Below are 16820 nucleotides of genomic sequence, written 5' to 3'. Positions count from 1 at the left end.
TCAGACTTTGCAGGACTTTGATATACACAGCATTACGATACTCACGACCTCTGGCTATGATAAACGTTCAGGAATACCGGATCTTCAATGTATTACATAAAGAACTGCATAAATCAACGGTACGCGCGGAAGATTCAGCCACCGGAGAAACGCTGATTTTGAAGGTTATTCCTTTTAGCGGTGTTCACGATGCGGCTGGTCAGGAAATCGAGCAGGAATTTGAATTCGGCAGCCAGTTTACATTCAGCCGGATTTTAAATCACCGTCGCTTGCTGCGGCCGGAAAATTACCTGGTGCTCGAAATGGACGATTTTGAAGGCTGCAACCTGGAAGCTTATCTATCAGAAAACCAGCCAGCAATTGATGCCGCGTTGAAGATTGCATTGTCTTTAACACAAATCATCGAAGAGCTGCAATACCACAACATTGCGCATCCGGATCTGCGGCCGGTTCATTTCCTGATCAATACAGATACACTTGAAACCCGATTGACTGATTTATGCTACGCGGTTTTACAGGAAAATTCAGGTCAGGTTACCCGGGCGAACACCTCCCTGGCTGCATTGCAATATATGTCGCCCGAGCAAAGCGGGCTGATGGACATTCCGGTGGATTTCCGGTCGGATTACTACCATTTGGGCGTCATGTTCTACCAGCTTTTCACTGGCGTTTTACCCTTTGAAAATGCCGATCCCAATGAGCTGGTGCATGCACACATGGCGCGCTCGGCTGCAAACCCGTCAGAAATTAACCCGGAAGTACCAGTTGCGGTTTCGGAGATTATTCTGAAACTTTTATCCAAAAAGCCTTCCGGGCGTTACCAGACCACAAGCGGGATCAGGCACGATCTTGCATGTTGCGCGACAAATCTAAATAAGGGGAATGAGGCATTTCAAGTTCAAATCGCCGCGCATGATACTGCCGGCGAGTTCAGTCTGTCGGATAAGCTGTATGGACGTGACCAGGAGATCGCGCTTTTAACTGCAGCTTTCGGGCGCATTGGTGAGCGCAATGAAATGGTACTGGTTTCAGGTAATTCGGGTATCGGTAAATCGTCGCTGATCCGGGAGCTGCAAAACCGGATAGAAGCTCAAAACGTGTTGTTTATTACAGGAAAGTTTGACCAATATGTGCAGAATATCCCATTCGAGGCGATTATACAAGCTTTTAAAGAGCTCGTCTGCAAGATTTCACTCGGTGACCGGGGCTGCTGGAAAGCACAGATACTGGACGCAGTGGGTCTTTTCGGGCAGATCATAATTGATGTAATTCCCGAGCTGGAAAAGATCATCGGAACGCAGCCGCTGGTAGAAAGCCTGACGCCCATTGAAGCGCAGAACCGCTTTGTGAATGTGTTTACACGGTTTATCAATGTTTTTACCAAAGAGGAACACCCGCTTGTCATTTTCCTCGACGATCTTCATTGGGCCGACCCTTCCAGCTTGCGCTTTCTGAGCCGGGTTACCTACTCGGTAGAAGGCTCCAACCTGCTGATCATCGGCACTTACCGTGACAATGAACTGACTGAAAACCATCCGCTGCGCGCTGCATTAAAGGATATGGACGCGGCAACAGCCGGCCTGACCCCATTCACATTGTATCCGTTACAATCCGCGGACATTACTGAAATGGTATCCGACACGCTTTCCTGTCCCCCGAACATCGCCGCCCGGCTCGCCGACGTGGTGCTCACCCGCACGCTCGGCAACCCGTTTTTTGTCTCGGAAACGATCAAAGACCTGGTAGCGAACGGACTGGTAGCATACAGCAGTCAGCAACGTAAATGGACCTGGAATCAGCAGGAAGTAGCGGGTTATGCATTGTCGGGAACATCGCAGCAATTACTTACTTCCAAGATCAACAACCTGGGGGAACCAGCTCGCCAGTCTTTGGTGACCGCATCGTGCATTGGTTCGGATTTCGATCTGATCATGCTTTCGGCATTAAATGATAAAACGCCGCAGGAAACGGCGGAGGATTTGCGCGAAGCGGTAACAGAAAATTTGCTGCGCCTCTCGGCCGACCGGGGAAATGAGCATCAGTTTCTGACAACAAAACGGTACCGGTTCGTCCATGACCAGGTGCAGCAGGCGGCTTATAACCTGCTTTCACCCGAATCACGGGACGAAATGCATGTGAATATCGGCTATTTTTTGCTTGAAAGACTTTCACCCGCGGAGCGTTACGAGCAGCTTTTCGAGATCGTCAACCATCTCAATCATCACCCCAAAAACTTTTCACAACCCGAAGAGCGGCATAAAATAGCCGGACTGAATTTTGAAGCAGGCAAAAAGGCCAGATCCTCCGCTGCATATTCAGTGGCTATGGCCTATTTCAGGATCGGGCAGGAAATGCTGACTCACGAAGATTGGACAAATGCATATCAGCTTACATTCGACCTGCATCTGCATCTCGCCGAGAGCGCCTACCTGGCTGGCGACGCAGCAACTTGTATGAGCGTTGCCGAAACGGCATTAGGTCTCACAAAAAATGCAGCAGATCGGATTGAGCTATATCATACCCAGATCCAGAGCCTTATATTTCATGAGCAGCATTTGGACGCTATTGCGCTGTCATTGAAAGTATTAAAAGATCTGAATGTTACTTTCCCTTCGAAGGTCAGCACTGTTCACACGATTGTCGGCTATTTGAAATCCAAATGGCTGATGCGCGGCAAGCAAATCGAGGATCTTGAAAACTTGCCTAAAATGACCGAGCCAGATAAGCTGGCTGCGATGCGCCTTTTGCAGAACATTACCGCCGCCTCGTTTTCTGCAATACCCAAGCTGTACCCGGTAATGGTACTCAAAATGGTCGAGCTGTCGCTCAAATACGGCATCGCGCCTGAATCTGCGATCACATTTGCGACTTACGGCGCCATTGTGAATGCCATTGAAACAAATCATAAAGCTTGTTACCGGTACGGAAATGTGGCATTGAAGCTCGCCGACCGGATGGAAAACTCAGCAGCAAAAGCGCGGACATTACTTTTGTTCAACATCATCAACCGCTCGTCGGGCGAACATATCAATGAATCGCTCGAACCACTTCGGGTTGCTTACCAAACCGGGGTTGAACGTGGCGACGTGGAATATTGCTCCTATGCATCCAGTTCTTACAGTTTCCACTTATTACTTTCCGGCAAAAACCTCCATTGGGTAAAGCACGAAATGCTACGTTACAAGCAGCTGCCCAAATCGCTCTCCAAAGAACCGGTTTCGCATTATAACGAGCCGCTGATTCAGATCGCCTGCAACCTGCTGGGCGAGAATAATGACCCTGTCGTTTTGACCGGGGATTATTTCGATGAAGGAGCTCATTTTTCCGGCATTTTTGCTTTGAAGAATAACTCCCGCATGTTTGTCTGCTTTGCCTACAAAATGGCGCTTGCCTGTTTCTCCGGTGAAACTGAAAAAGGACTGGAATATGCGCGGCAGGCTGAGCGGTTTGCCACCAATGTGCGCGGTACCCAGTTCGAATCGCTTTTCTCATTCTTTTTCAGTCTGCTGAATAGCGCGGTTTACAAAACGGGGCGCGGAAGTAATCTTCACCTCAAAAATGCTGTCAAACATTGCGATAAATTAAGGAAGCTTTCCCGGCACATTCCCATCAACCTGGAACACAGGGTTTATCTGCTCGAGGCCGAGATTTTTGCTGCAAAAGGGAAGAGTGAGCAAGCCGCTGTTAGCTACGACAAAGCCATTAAGACCAGCAATGCGAACGGACATTTGCACGAAGCAGCGCTGTCCAATGAGCTTTGCGGCAGGTTTTGGAGTGAAAAAGGCCAGATCAAAATGGCCCTGACTTACCTGAGTGCAGCATTGGACGGTTACAGAGAATGGGGTTGTGTGATCAAAGAGCGACAATTGTTGGCTGAATTCCCGGTACTTTCACAGGATATCTTTGATCAGACGCTTCCATTCACATCCAAGGCTACTGCGGGAGAAAGCATTGTTTCCACACTGGATCTGGCTACACTGATGAAAGCTTCTACTGCAATTTCCAGTGAGGTAGTGTTCAGCAGGTTAATGGAAAAGCTCATGCAGTTCGCCATTGAAAACGCGGGCGCGCAGTCGGGCTATTTCGTGCTCGACTGGGGCGGTGAATTGTACATTGAAGCCAGAAGGTCGGTGATTGATGAAGTGAGCGACGTCCGCAAGCTGCGCCTGGCCGATTCGAATGAAGTTCCGGCCAGCATTATCGAGCACGTTTTTCACACAAAATCAGACGTCGTCCTGCACGATGCACTTGCCAGTGATGCCTTTAAAAACGATCCGGTAATCGCAGAAAGGCAAATCCGCTCTGCATTGTGCATTCCGGCATTGAACCAAGGCAAGCTGGTGGGGGTGCTTTATCTTGAAAATAACCTGGCCACAGCGGTATTTACCAATGAACGCACCCAGCTTTTGAAGTTACTGTCAGGACAAATTGCAGTTTCCATTGAGAATGCGATTCTCTATGAAAAGCTGGAACAAAAAGTGGCGGTACGAACTGCGGAAATCCAGGTTCAGAAAGAGGAAATTGAACGTCAGAAGCAGCTTGTGGAAGAGAAATCAAGGTTCAAGGAGCAGTTTTTCGCTAATATGAGCCACGAGATCCGCACACCGATGACGGCGATCCTGGGCATGTCGGAGCTGATCTTCGATACCCAGCTCGATGCGAAGCAAACCGAGTATGCGAAGGGGATCAGGTACTCTTCCGAAAACCTGCTGGCGATCATCAACGACATTCTCGACTATTCTAAAATCGAGGCTGGCAAGTTTTCATTTGTAAATAAACCATTTCAGGTGCGCGACAGGATGAACAGACTGGGTTATATCCTGAGAGTAATTGCGGAAGAAAAGGGACTTAATTTGCAAGTGGCCGTCGACGATGATGTAAGTCTGCAACTGATCGGCGACCCGATCCGACTGCATCAGATTTTGCTTAACCTGGCCGGCAATGCAGTCAAATTCACCGATAATGGCGGTGTTTCGATCCGGGTAAGTGTAGTGAACAAAGACCGGGAAAGTGAGGAGCTGCTATTCGAGGTAACCGACACGGGCATCGGCATTGCGCAGGACAAGCTGGCTTATATATTTGAAACGTTCACCCGCATTGACGACGATCTGAACACCAAACAATCGGGGACCGGGCTGGGATTGTTTATCGCTAAAAAGCTCGTGGAAGAACAGGGCGGCAGCATGCAGGTGAACAGCATTCTGGGCCAGGGTACCACATTCAGTTTCAACCTGACTTTCGAGATCTGCAACCCTGGTGAGCATGTGGAGGATGAAGACAATGAAAGAATACTTTCCGGCGTGAATATCCTGCTGGTGGAAGACAACCTCTTCAATCAGGTCGTCGCGGAAGAAACTTTGAAAAAAATCATCCAGAACGTGCGTGTTACGATTGCCGACAATGGTGAGATCGCGCTGAAAAAGCTGGACGAAGCAAGTTTTGACATCATATTAATGGATGTAAAAATGCCCGTCATGGACGGTTACAAGGCAACTCAGGCGATTCGATTGCGGGAAAAAGATAAAAACACGCCTATTCTCGCCTTTACTTCCAATGCGAATCCGGCCGAAGCGCAAAAGTGCCGGAATGCAGGTATGGACGATTATATCACCAAACCCATTGAAGCCAAAAAATTAAAATATAAGATCAGGAAATTGCTGGAAGCGACAAAGCAGATGGAGCAAACGCTATAAGCTGTTTTCCGGAAATTCCGCTTGCATGAATTGATCGAAGGCTTTTATAAACTGACTGATCCCGGCTGCGATTGAGCTGGTATCTCCATTGTCGACATTTTCTTCCATTTCCCGCATTTGTTCAGCAAATTCAATTATGCCCACATAGCTGAACTGGGTTTTAAGGCTGTGGAGCGAAGTTGAAAGTTCTTCCCATTCCTGATTCTCGCAAAGGCCAGGCAGTTGCCGAACCTGCGCGGGTACCTGTGTTCTAAAAATCGAAATAAAACGTGCGACAAGTTTTTCATCGCCTGACATCAGATTTTTAAGCAAAGACAAATCGATCATCCGGCCACACTTTGTTTATACACCAGCTTATAACCTTCTCCATGCAGATTCAGGATCTCCACGGAAGAATCGGGTTTCAGGAACTTGCGTAGCTTGCCGACGTACACATTCAAACTATATCCGCGGTAATGCTCCTCATCGCCCCAAATTCCTATCATTGCTGCATCGCGCGTGAGTACTTTATTCTGATTGTCACAAAACAGTTTCAGCAGCTTGGATTCAATGGAAGTAAGCTTGATTTTTTCACCTGCAACTGTGAGCTCCCGGAGTTCAAGGTCAAATTTTGAATCGCCCCACTGATATTGGTCAATCACAACCGATTTCTCCTGCACTTTTACCCTTTTCAAAATGGCTTTGATCCGCAGGTAAAGCTCTTCCATGCTGAATGGTTTGGTCAGATAATCGTCTGCGCCGAGCGTCAGGCCTTTGATCTTGTCTTCTTTCAGCGACTGCCCGGTCAGGAAAATAATGGGTGTCATTTCATTGATTTCCTTGATCTCTTCGGCCAGTGTGAAGCCGTCTTTTTTAGGCATTTTAACATCCAGCACACAGAGGTCAAACGAATGTAGTTTAAATGCGTCGAGCCCGGCCTGTCCATCGTGTTTCAGCATGACCTTGCAGCCCTTCATTTCCAGATATTCCTTGGTCAATTCACTGTATTGGATCTCGTCGTCGATCAGTAGTAAGCTTGGCGTTTCCATTGTGTTGAGTTAGTGCAAATTTCGGGATGCAAAGGCGGCAAAAATAGAGTTATATCGTCCTCCATTTCTTTTTTCCCCAATATTCTTATTGAATGGTTTTGGTGTCATATTTCCATTTCAATGCAAATAACTAAAAGCGGCAAAACAGCCACAGGCTGACAGCAATGCATTCACAGTCAACTGTAATTGAACCCTTCTTCATAAATTGTTTACTGCGAAGGAGACATGAATCTCTGAAACGTGAAGTCGCGTTGACGAATCTCCATCTCATTCTCGCTGGATGCTCTTTGGGCATCAGATGCATAGGCAAACATCTTGTGCTCATAATCTTCAATAGCGGCCTGCATGGTTTCATAATTATCGCTGGTCAGATTACCTGCTAACAATAAAGCGTCCATCAGGCCAATATTTACACCCTGACCGGCAAAAGGCGGCATCAGATGTGCGGCATCTCCGATCAGTGTCACTGGTAACGGTCGGTTTACTTTCCAGGGATTGTCAAGAGACAGTTTTCGGGTGGGCAAACCAACAAAGAACGATGTGGCCTTGAACAATTCATGATAACGCTTGTCCCAATCCGCAAATCTTTCGGAAAGGTAAGTGCAGATACGGGCCGGGCTTTTAAAATCCAGTCCAGGACCGTTCGACCATTCTTCTGGTTTTTGGAATGTTACTCCGTAAGCCAATGCCCCGTGATTATCGGGGTTTGCTACCAGTAAGTTGCCTTGGTACGAACTCATCAAAATATTGCCGTTACACAATTGGTAGAAGTTGGGGCATTTCTGTGCCGGGTCAAGCACTTCGCCCTGGATAATAAAGGTGCCAGTGTCTTCGACCTGTGCATCTGTCACATAAGATCTTAGCCTGGACATCCCGCCGTTTGCGCCGATCACCAGATCAGCGGCAGCATCCGGTTTTCCGTCAAAATGTAGCTTCCATTTTCCATTGTCCCGGGAAAGCCCTGTCAATTTTCTGTCCCAAAGTACTGTGCTGGTAGCCAAACTATCAAGCAGTAAAGTCCGTAAATCATTTCTGCTGATTTCGGGTTGATCAAATTGGTTTTCAGCGGTTGGTTTGTTAGAAAAAATAACATTGCCGTGCTGATCGGCCAGAGTCCTCCCCATTGGTTTTGCCAGCGCAAAATAGCGTTCGAGCAAACCTGCTTTTTTCAAGGCAGCTTGCCCCGACTCTTTATGAAGGTCAAGGGTCCCACCCCAGATTCTGGCCTGAGCGTCTTTGTCCCGCTCATAGACAGTGACATGGACACCTTGTTGTTGTAATAAGCTGGCCAACGTAAGACCAACCGGCCCAGCGCCAACAATGGCTACCTGTTTGTTACTAAGCATCATGAGTTGGTATTGATTAATCCCAATGCAAACTTACCAAGTCTGTTAGAAGCAAATTAGCTACATTAGACTCAAAAATAGTCTCAAAAGACTTTAATGGAAGAAGATAAACAATCAACAATACCCAAAGTGCTGATCGGGCTAGCTCATCGACTAGGGACAGAGGTGAAAAACTGGCGACTGGATATTCCTCAGAAATTCGGTAATGGTTATTGCGCCGGGTTCGAATTCAATGAGTTTATCCGGCTGATCATTTTCAATTACCAGCTCCGAGAAGACCTCGTCATTGACAATCCGGATATAGAAACTGCGGGAAGAATGATCCTGTTTAAGTTCCAGCATGTGCTAACGACATCAACCCATATACCAGCAGATCAGCAGGCCCCGTCGGTTTTGATCTTAACCAGTCGCCTGAACCCTAATCTGGTTATTCCAATTCAACGCAACCGGGCAATGATCAATGTAGAAATGGACGCCAATTATCTGAAAAGACTCTTTTTATCCCACAAATCGCCGGCCTTGCAAGGCCTGCTGGAAAACACGCAGCCTTTGTTTTTTGAAGAAATGGTATTTCCCGCTTTACAGACCATTATTGATCAGCTGGTAAGCGAAACGGTTGATGACAATTTTGCCTTATTTTTTCGGCGTGTAAAAACCGAGGAACTGATTTGCCGATTGTTAATGGTCCTGGAAAAGCGGGATGAAAACCAGCTTTATGCATTAAATGGCAAGGATATTCAAACCATTTACCGGATTAAGGAACAAATGCTGGAACACCTGGAAGTCCCGCCGGTAATTAGTGAATTAGCAAGTAGCGCCCAAATGAGTCCAACGAAACTAAAAAGGTTATTCAGACAAATATTCGGCAACAGCATATTCAGCTATTATCAGGCATTCCGCATCAATGAGGCGGCGCGTCTATTAAAAACAGAAAGGCTGTCCGTTTCAGAGGTAGGATATCAACTCGGCTTTGCCAACCTGAGCCACTTTTCCAGGGTATTCGAAAAGCACATTGGTGTTAAGCCAAAGAAGTTTTCAGTTATGCTTTAATTAAAAGAACGCCTGAAATCCAAAGGAGATACACTGGTTTTGAGCTTGAAAAGTTTGCTGAAAGACTGCGGATGTTCAAACCCTAATTCATACGCTATTTCGCTGATCGAAGCATCGCTCGTCGATAACTGTTCCTTTGCTTTTTCGATCAGGTGATTATGAATGTGCTGTTGCGTATTTTGTCCTGTAAGTGATCTCAGCATATCACTTAAATAACTCGCACTCACGTTTAATTGCTCAGACAGAAATTGAACAGTTGGAAGCCCCTGCTTTTGGGCGGGTGTTGACTGAAAGTAGGAATGTAAAATGTCTTCCACCTTTTGAAGCAGATCGCTGCTTACTGCCTTACGGGTAATGAATTGCCGGTTGTAAAACCGGTTGGCATAATTCAGCAGCAATTCGATCTGAGAAATCACAACGTCCTGGCTGAAATTATCAATTCTGTCCTTCAATTCTTCTTCAATGCTTTCAAAAACAGAAATGATCGTGGTCTTTTCCTTTTCGGATAAGTGCAGCGCTTCATGGATAGAATAGGAAAAAAATCCGTACTCTTTGATCTTTCGGGCGAGTTCGTAACCCAGTAAAAAATCCGGGTGAAAAAGTAGAGTATAACCAGACTGATCACTGATTGGTGCGTGGCCTCCCGTGATCTGATTAGGCGAAACAAAGAACATTCCCCCCTCGTCGAAATCGTAGTAATGCTGCCCATATTTAAACTTTCCCTGGAAGTTCATCTTATAAGAGATCTTGTAAAAATTAAGAATATGGGGACTGGGAAGTCTTTCCAGCGGAACGGTCCCATCAGCATTGTTGATTAAACTTACCAATGGGTGCATAGGTGCCGGAATGTCCAGCGCCTTATGCAGCCTTGATAAGGAATGGAATCTATGGCTAGACAGCTCATCCTTCATAATAATGCCTGTTTTATAATTTACTTTCAATACTGCCTAATGCACCCTGTACGCCGTTAAGGCTTTTCCTGGCATCTTCCCAGCTTGTATCGTTTGGATCAAACATACTCCGAACATAGGCAAGAATGCTTTCACATACAAAGGCAACACGCTCCGGATTTTCATCACTTGTTTCGCGGGCATCATACCCCGATATGCCACCAAAGATGTGTTCGGCACCGAAAACAGTCAGCAGGTCTTTCGGTCCCGGACTTTGGTAATAAGCATCTGCTCGCCAATTGTCCACATCAGAGAACATGAGGTTGATGTCTTTGTCCCCATTCACAATAAGTGCTGGCAAAGTCATGGTGCCGAAATTGCCCGCCGCCAACACAGGATAATGCTGTCTGTTTACTCCGTTAAATCCTTCGGGTCCACCAGACGCGCCAATCAGCACCAGGGCTTTTAATCTCGGTTCTGCAGCATTCACTATTTTACCTGTGGCGGGGTCGGTTACCTCCATACCTGCCAGCATAGCCACGGTCTGGCCGCCCATGGAATGGCCGACGGCAGCCACTTTTGTTTTATCAACTCTCCCGGCTAGCCCAGGTACTGTCGCAATAATCTCGTCCAGATGATCCAGGATAAATTGCATATCCGTTGCCCGTGAACTCCAAAACAAGGGTGCTTCAGGAAGGGATGAAGGAAGCGCAAGTGCTCTCGAATTTTGATGAGTGGGTTGAATTACCACGAAGCCTTTTGCCGCAAAGAAATCAACCATGGGGGCATATCCCTTGTACGAAGAAAGAAAGTTAGACGGACCATGTCCATGCGAAAGAAGAATGACCGGCAGGTTATTTCCGCTGGCAGGAGCAGAGACTTTCATTTCAAGATCTACGTGGCGGCCGGCAACTGGTAATACAACCGGACTAAAACTCATGATGGGTGTTTGTGACTGTTTCATTTGATCTTTGATTAAATTTTGATAATGCAAAGTTCATCAGCCCTTAACTCCCCGGCGTAGTGAAATCGGGGCATTGCTTAGCCAAAATCCGGAAAAGGGATGCATTACGGATACACTTAGTAAAGGCACATAATATTTGAAATCATCCAGTATTGGTCGGACATTGTTCCGTTGCGGGTAAAAACAAGAAGAGTGCAGACGATTGAAATCAATCATCTGCACTCTTTTTGTTTATCCGTTTCGCGTATGGCTACGCATTAACTCCCGACTATGCCGCCGGAAGGATTTGATGAGCAGCTATTGCCACAATGGGTGCTGTTTCAGGTTTGAATTAACCAGTATATCCTGATTGCTGACAGGACGGTAGTAGTACTTTTCCGGAAAGCTGAAAATGTTGTTCTGCGCTTTGATCCTGATAAATCCTTTATCGCCACCCGTCAATTCAAAAGGTGACGCATTCAGTTTATATTCGAAAATCTCCACACCCGGATATTGCTGACGTACCTGCTCAATTCCTTCCCCAGCTTCGGAAATGTAGAATTCCGGTACCCCGTCGCCAGAAATATCTACTGCCCCGAGTTTGCCAATGTACATGCCCACCGGCGTTTCTGCCGCGAGGTTTGCTACTTTCCAGCGTTTCAGATCGTTCAGACGAAATCCTTCGCAGGCAAGCTCCACGCGACGCTCACGGCGCAGTTCAAGCACAGCTCCGCGTTGTGCAGAAGTAATATTGGGATATTTGCCGGCAAGGCGCGCATCGATGTTTGCGAGCCAGTCGGCAAGCACCGGCGCGGGCATTCCTACGCGATCCCGCAACGGTTTGATCGCCAGGTCCAGGTCCGCCTGCGTGAGCTCGCCCAGCTCGGCTTTGGCTTCGCAATAGTTGAGATAAACCTCCGCCAGTCTGAAAACCGGATTGTCTGTATGCCCGCGTCCGCCTGCGAGGTCAATCTGGTCTGCATCTGTCGGGTACGATTTGACCTGCGGGTAGCCGCCTATGTTCCAGTTTGGGTAGGCGATCTTCGGATTGCCCGGCATTTTGAAAAGCGGCTGCATGAAGGTTTGATTCAGACGGGGATCCCTGTTTTGGAATACCTGCCAGTAGGTCATGGTCTGATAACCTGCAACCTGCTGGAACGGCACTGCTTTTCCATTCTGGACCGCCAGATACGCTTCCAGCAAATCACGCGATAACCCGGTATTTTCATTAAAAACTGCTTTTTTGGTATTGGTAACACTTTCAGCAAGGTTGTATTCCCTGATCAGGATCATTTCAGGATTACCGCTCAGGCTTTCGCTGTTGAAAAGCGCTTCATACGCTCGTTTACGTTCGCCGGCCCCATTGGCAGTAAAAATCGAGAAAAGACCGGTATCCATCAGTTGTTTTGCTGCGTCCCGGGCAGTTTCCAGAAAACGGTTTCCATCATTCAGGCCCAGCTCCTTGCGGTATTTTCGCGTGGTCCCTTCTTCAAGCGCAATACGGCTCTGCGCGGCTAGCGCAGCGTACTTTGTCAATCTTGTTTTGGATACTTTCCCATCAATAGAAGGCTTGATATGCTCCACCGCAAAGGCAAGATCCGCCATAATCGAATCAACCACAACCGCTCTTGGATCCTGGGATTTGAAAAGCAGCTCGGTATCGGTAGTCTTTAATGTGCGTCCATACCAGGGCACATTGGAGTATTGTCTCACCAGATCGTAGTAATGCAGAGCCCGGAAAAAACGTGCAATGCCGACATAATGGTTAATATCCGCAGCAGCTCCGGCAGTCTGATTTACCCTTTCGAGCATGAAATTAATCGTACGCAACCGGTTCCATTGTGAAGCCCACTGGCCTACATTGTCCGGATTGACTACGCCCCTCATCACCATATAGGCATACTCGTTATCAATGGCCGTAGCCACCACATTGTCGGAACCCCGGTCATTAACAGGATCGGGCAGATAGGTGTAAAATTGATTGGAGTAAATTTCAAGATCGGCAGGTGTAGCGAAGAATGCATCGGCAGTGATCTCCGTCTCGGGGCGCACATTTAAAAAAGCATCGTCGCAGCTGCCAAGGAAGATTGCGGCTAAAATTGCCGGAACCAGGGATCTATATTTAATCAGCTTGATTTTCATAACAGATACAGTATGATGTCATGCATGCACATGACATTTGAGATTTAAAAAGTTACATTCAGGCCACAAGAAAAAACACGCTGCAAGGAATAGGCGATCCCGCCACCATTGCTTGCACGTCCGGCAAGTTCAGGGTCAACCTGGTAGAACTTCGGAAGCTTGCTCCACGTAAACAGGTTATCCCCACTGGCAAAAACGCGGACCCTGCTCAGACGGATTGCTTTGGTCGCATTCGCGGGAAGCGTGTACCCGATAGACAGGTTTTTCAAACGCAAATAGGCAGCGTTCTGCAGATAGCGGGTTTGCTCCACTGCCATTTCCCTGCCGGGTGTCTCAGCAATGCCGGGTTTCAGGCGAGGGTAGAATGTATCAGTACGTTCGGGCGTCCAGTGGTTATCACGCATGTGCGGTGTGAGATGCGTCCATTGCGTGGCGTAATAGCTGTAAAACTCGTAATCCGTTGTAGTACTGCGGTAGGTCGGGTAAAAATTACGCCTGCCTACTCCCTGGAAAAACGCGCCCACATCAAAGCCTTTCCATTCGCCGCGCAGGTTCAGACCGAATGCGTAGCGCGGCTCGCTGTTTCCGATAATAGAATAGTCGCCGTGGTCATTGAGCGTCCATTGCCCGCGGTTCACCTTTCCATCTGCGTTAAGGTCAGCGAATTTGAGGTCACCTGCTTCGAGCGGATAGGCATTGGAAGATACCTGCGACTGATCTGCATGGGCTTTCACTTCATCATTGCTGCCAAAGTAGCCCAATGTGGTAAGTCCCCAGATTTCGCCCATCCGCTTCCCTACATAATGGTCGTCCAGCGTACCCGTCGCATTGTCGTACCGGGTAATTTTGGCGCGGTTATCAGAAAGGATCAAATTGAAATTGTATCGAAAATCGTCTTTACCCAACTTGAACCGGTCGCGCCAGCCCAGGTTAACTTCCCATCCTCTGGTTTGCAGGTCGGCCGCATTCACATTGGGAGCAGCCGCGCCGAGCGTACCGGGATAGGTTTTGGCTTTGGTGAGCATATCCTTTGTGTCCCTGATGAAAAGGTCACCCGAGAATGAAAGCCTGTCGCTCAGGAAATTCATGTCAAGTCCCAAATTACGCGTGATTACGCGCTCCCAGGTATAGTCGCCTGCCACGAGCCCAGGTGCGCCGACGGTCATCGGGCGCGTACCATCAAGCATGGCATTCAATCTTGAAAAACCCATTGTTGGCATATACCCGAACACACTGCTGGCCTGGTTCGCAAGCTGGCCATAAGAAGCCCGCACTTTCAGGTGGCTCGCTACCGGTGTCAGGAACTCCATAAACGATTCGTTAGAGAGTACCCACGCCACGGAAGCCGAGGGATTAAAAACAAAGCGTTTGCCTTTCGGGAACCGGGAAGATCCGTCGTAGCGGCCGTTCATTTCCACAATGTATTTATTGTCGAAAATGTAGTTCAGCCTGGCAAATCCGCTTCGCATCGCCCACTTCGTAACGCTCTCCTGCAAGGATATAGTACCTGTTGCCAGCTGCGGCGTAGGGAAAGTAGGTGTAACGAGCCCCACCCGGTCGTAGTACAGATACTGGTTACGATACGATTCCTGGCTGTAACCCGCCATTACGTTCACGAAATGCTTTTGCGCAAATGTTTTGGTAAAATTCGCATACGCATCCATGTAGATCTGAGTGCGGGGCGTGGTACCTCTCGCTGCCGCATTGTTACCTCCCGAAATAAAGGGCAGGCTCGGACCGCGCTTGTAGGGAACGGAGAAATTACCCCACTGATTCAGCGTCATATTGTTGGTATAAGCAAAATTGCCCTGCAAATCCAGCACATCTTTCAGTAAAGTGATCTTTGTGTTGAGCGATGATTGAAAGAGATTGTTCGTCGTTTCTGCTTGTCCGCCGTCGATCATTTTACCTACACTTTGAACACCCGCCGACGACCAGCCGCCTTCCGGATTGCGTACTGCCTCATAAGATCCCATTGTTTGAGAGTAAAACAGAAAAGCGTCATTGAATGCGCTGGGGCGAGAGTAGCTGTTACGCATAAAGCTGGTATTGTTGCCGATCGTCCACCAGTCGGTCACTCTGAAATCCAGCTTGCTGCGAATATTATAGCGGTTAAAATCTTCGCCAACGGGTTTAAGCAGACCGTCTTCGTGCTGAAAATTCCCTGACAAAAGATAATTTACGCGATCCGTTTTACCCGAGATCTCGATCCCGTGCTGCGTTGAAAATGCTTGTTTCCTGAAAATCTGATCATACCAGTTTGTGCTTTCAAAGTAAGTCCAGGAACCGCCGAACTCCATGAATTTGGGCAGGCCCGGGTCGTTTTGCAGACGCTGGGCATATTCCAGCACGTGTGCACCGAACTGAAAAGCACCCATTTGATTAGAGTACCAAAAGTTGGTATAAGGGTCCTCCACGATCTGTGGTCGGTAAGTCGGCTGCTTGATCACGAAATTATTGTTATAGCTGATCTGGGGTTTTTCAGTCCGGCCCGATTTGGTTTTGACCAAAATCACCCCGAAAGCTGCACGCGAACCGTAAATGGCGGCCGACGCAGCATCTTTCAGTACACTTACATTTTCAATATCCTGGGGATTGAGGTTGTTGAGCGCGGCAGCATCCATAATGATGCCGTCGATCACCACCATCGGCCCGTCGGTCCCATTGATCGAATTCTGGCCGCGGATGTTGTAGCTCGGCGAAGTATCTGCCCGGCCATTCCCCACATTGACGGAAAGGTTGGCGACCGTTCCCTGTAGTGCCTGGCCCACATTCATGACCGGCCGGTTGGCGACCAGCTCTGTCGGTGCAGTAGCGATGGAACCAGAGATGTTCTTACGTTGCTGGGTGCCGTAGCCGACTACCACCACTTCATCAAGCGCCTTCTGATCCACTTTTAACAGAACCTCGATCTCCGTTTTTTTACCAACTGCCACTTCCTGCGGAATGTACCCCACGAAAGAAAACACGAGCACGGCGTTTTCGTCGGGAACTTCAATAGAAAACCGGCCATTTACATCGCTGATCTGTCCTTGTTGGGTACCTCTTAAAATAATGTTGACACCCGGCAACCCCTCCCCTTTTTCATCGGCAACTTTCCCCTTTACTGTTAGTTGAACAGGCGCGGCAGGTGCCACACCGGTATGCTCACTTATGCCTGACTGCGGAGATTTCCCGTCTCCCTGGTCGGGCTGCTTCCGCACGATATACACAACGTTTCCTGTGTTCATATAGGCCAGGTTCAAGGCGGGCAATGTGACATTCAGCGCCTCTGAAACCCTGTACCGGCCTTTTGGAAGATTAAACTTTTCCTTACGGCTCAGCTGGTTTTCCATGTAAGCGAAGCGCAGTGCAGTCTGCTTCTCTATTTGTTTGAGAAGACTCCTGACTTCTTCGTTCCTGAGCTCGACTGAAACCTGGATTTCGGCCAGCGACTGTGCACCTGACGAATTAGCCAGTAGCAGCTGTGCACAGGTGACGGTAATAATGAGATAGAGCAACCCTATTCGCATGATCGACTTAATAGCGGGTTGTAGGGCAGAAAGGGCATGCCTTCCCCGGTTGATAAAATTTTTATACATTTACCAGACGTTTTTAGTGATTCCAAAATGTTAAAAACGGAGCCGTAACATCCATTTGCTACGGTATTGAAGCCTTCCGGTGGCCGCCGGGGGGCTTTGTTTTTTACTCCATATACGGGTCGTGCCGTCTAGCTGTCGTCGGGATGT

Annotated in this window: 9 protein-coding genes; 2 read left to right on the top strand and 7 right to left on the bottom strand. The window is 48.1% G+C overall.

The features are described from left to right. The first annotated feature begins 56 nt into the window (after positions 1 to 56). Complete coding sequence (locus AC1XTG_RS20375; protein WP_484843221.1) at positions 57 to 5693, top strand: hybrid sensor histidine kinase/response regulator; 5637 nt, start codon at positions 57 to 59, stop codon at positions 5691 to 5693. Here AC1XTG_RS20375 and AC1XTG_RS20370 read toward each other — a convergent pair. The 3 genes from AC1XTG_RS20370 to AC1XTG_RS20360 form a co-directional block, all read right to left on the bottom strand. Beyond that, a complete protein-coding gene (locus AC1XTG_RS20370) occupies positions 5688 to 6020 on the bottom strand; it encodes an Hpt domain-containing protein (RefSeq protein ID WP_484843220.1) in 333 nt (110 codons plus the stop codon). The genes AC1XTG_RS20375 and AC1XTG_RS20370 overlap by 6 nt on opposite strands. Further along, entirely contained in the window at positions 6017 to 6721 is a 705-nt protein-coding gene (locus AC1XTG_RS20365) for a response regulator transcription factor (RefSeq protein ID WP_484843219.1), read from the bottom strand. Before AC1XTG_RS20365 ends, AC1XTG_RS20370 begins: the two co-directional genes overlap by 4 nt. 209 nt (positions 6722 to 6930) lie before the next feature. After that, positions 6931 to 8070 (bottom strand): FAD-dependent oxidoreductase, encoded by a 1140-nt coding sequence (locus AC1XTG_RS20360; RefSeq protein ID WP_484843218.1) that lies wholly within the window; start codon positions 8068 to 8070, stop codon positions 6931 to 6933. A gap of 93 nt (positions 8071 to 8163) precedes the next feature. Here AC1XTG_RS20360 and AC1XTG_RS20355 point away from each other — a divergent pair, with 93 nt between their 5' ends. Continuing rightward, complete coding sequence (locus tag AC1XTG_RS20355) at positions 8164 to 9117, top strand: AraC family transcriptional regulator (RefSeq protein WP_484843217.1); 954 nt, start codon at positions 8164 to 8166, stop codon at positions 9115 to 9117. On the opposite strand, the gene AC1XTG_RS20350 is transcribed toward AC1XTG_RS20355, so the two are convergent. The 4 genes from AC1XTG_RS20350 to AC1XTG_RS20335 form a co-directional block, all read right to left on the bottom strand. Then, the gene (locus AC1XTG_RS20350) at positions 9114 to 10028 is read right to left on the bottom strand and encodes a helix-turn-helix domain-containing protein (RefSeq protein ID WP_484843216.1); all 915 of its coding nucleotides are present in this window, start codon (positions 10026 to 10028) and stop codon (positions 9114 to 9116) included. The two genes, AC1XTG_RS20355 and AC1XTG_RS20350, sit on opposite strands and share 4 nt — an antisense overlap. Positions 10029 to 10041: 13 nt before the next feature. Further along, entirely contained in the window at positions 10042 to 10971 is a 930-nt protein-coding gene (locus AC1XTG_RS20345; protein ID WP_484843215.1) for an alpha/beta hydrolase family protein, read from the bottom strand. 297 nt (positions 10972 to 11268) lie between these two features. Then, positions 11269 to 13092, bottom strand: a complete 1824-nt coding sequence (locus AC1XTG_RS20340) for a RagB/SusD family nutrient uptake outer membrane protein (RefSeq protein ID WP_484843214.1) — start codon at positions 13090 to 13092, stop codon at positions 11269 to 11271. A gap of 44 nt (positions 13093 to 13136) precedes the next feature. Then, on the bottom strand, positions 13137 to 16673 hold the full coding sequence (locus tag AC1XTG_RS20335) for a SusC/RagA family TonB-linked outer membrane protein (RefSeq protein WP_484843213.1): 3537 nt from the start codon (positions 16671 to 16673) through the stop codon (positions 13137 to 13139). Positions 16674 to 16820: the final 147 nt, after the last annotated feature.

This window comes from Dyadobacter sp. HNCC25DJ183 (assembly GCF_056895175.1).
This window is presented reverse-complemented; position numbering and strand designations above follow the sequence as displayed.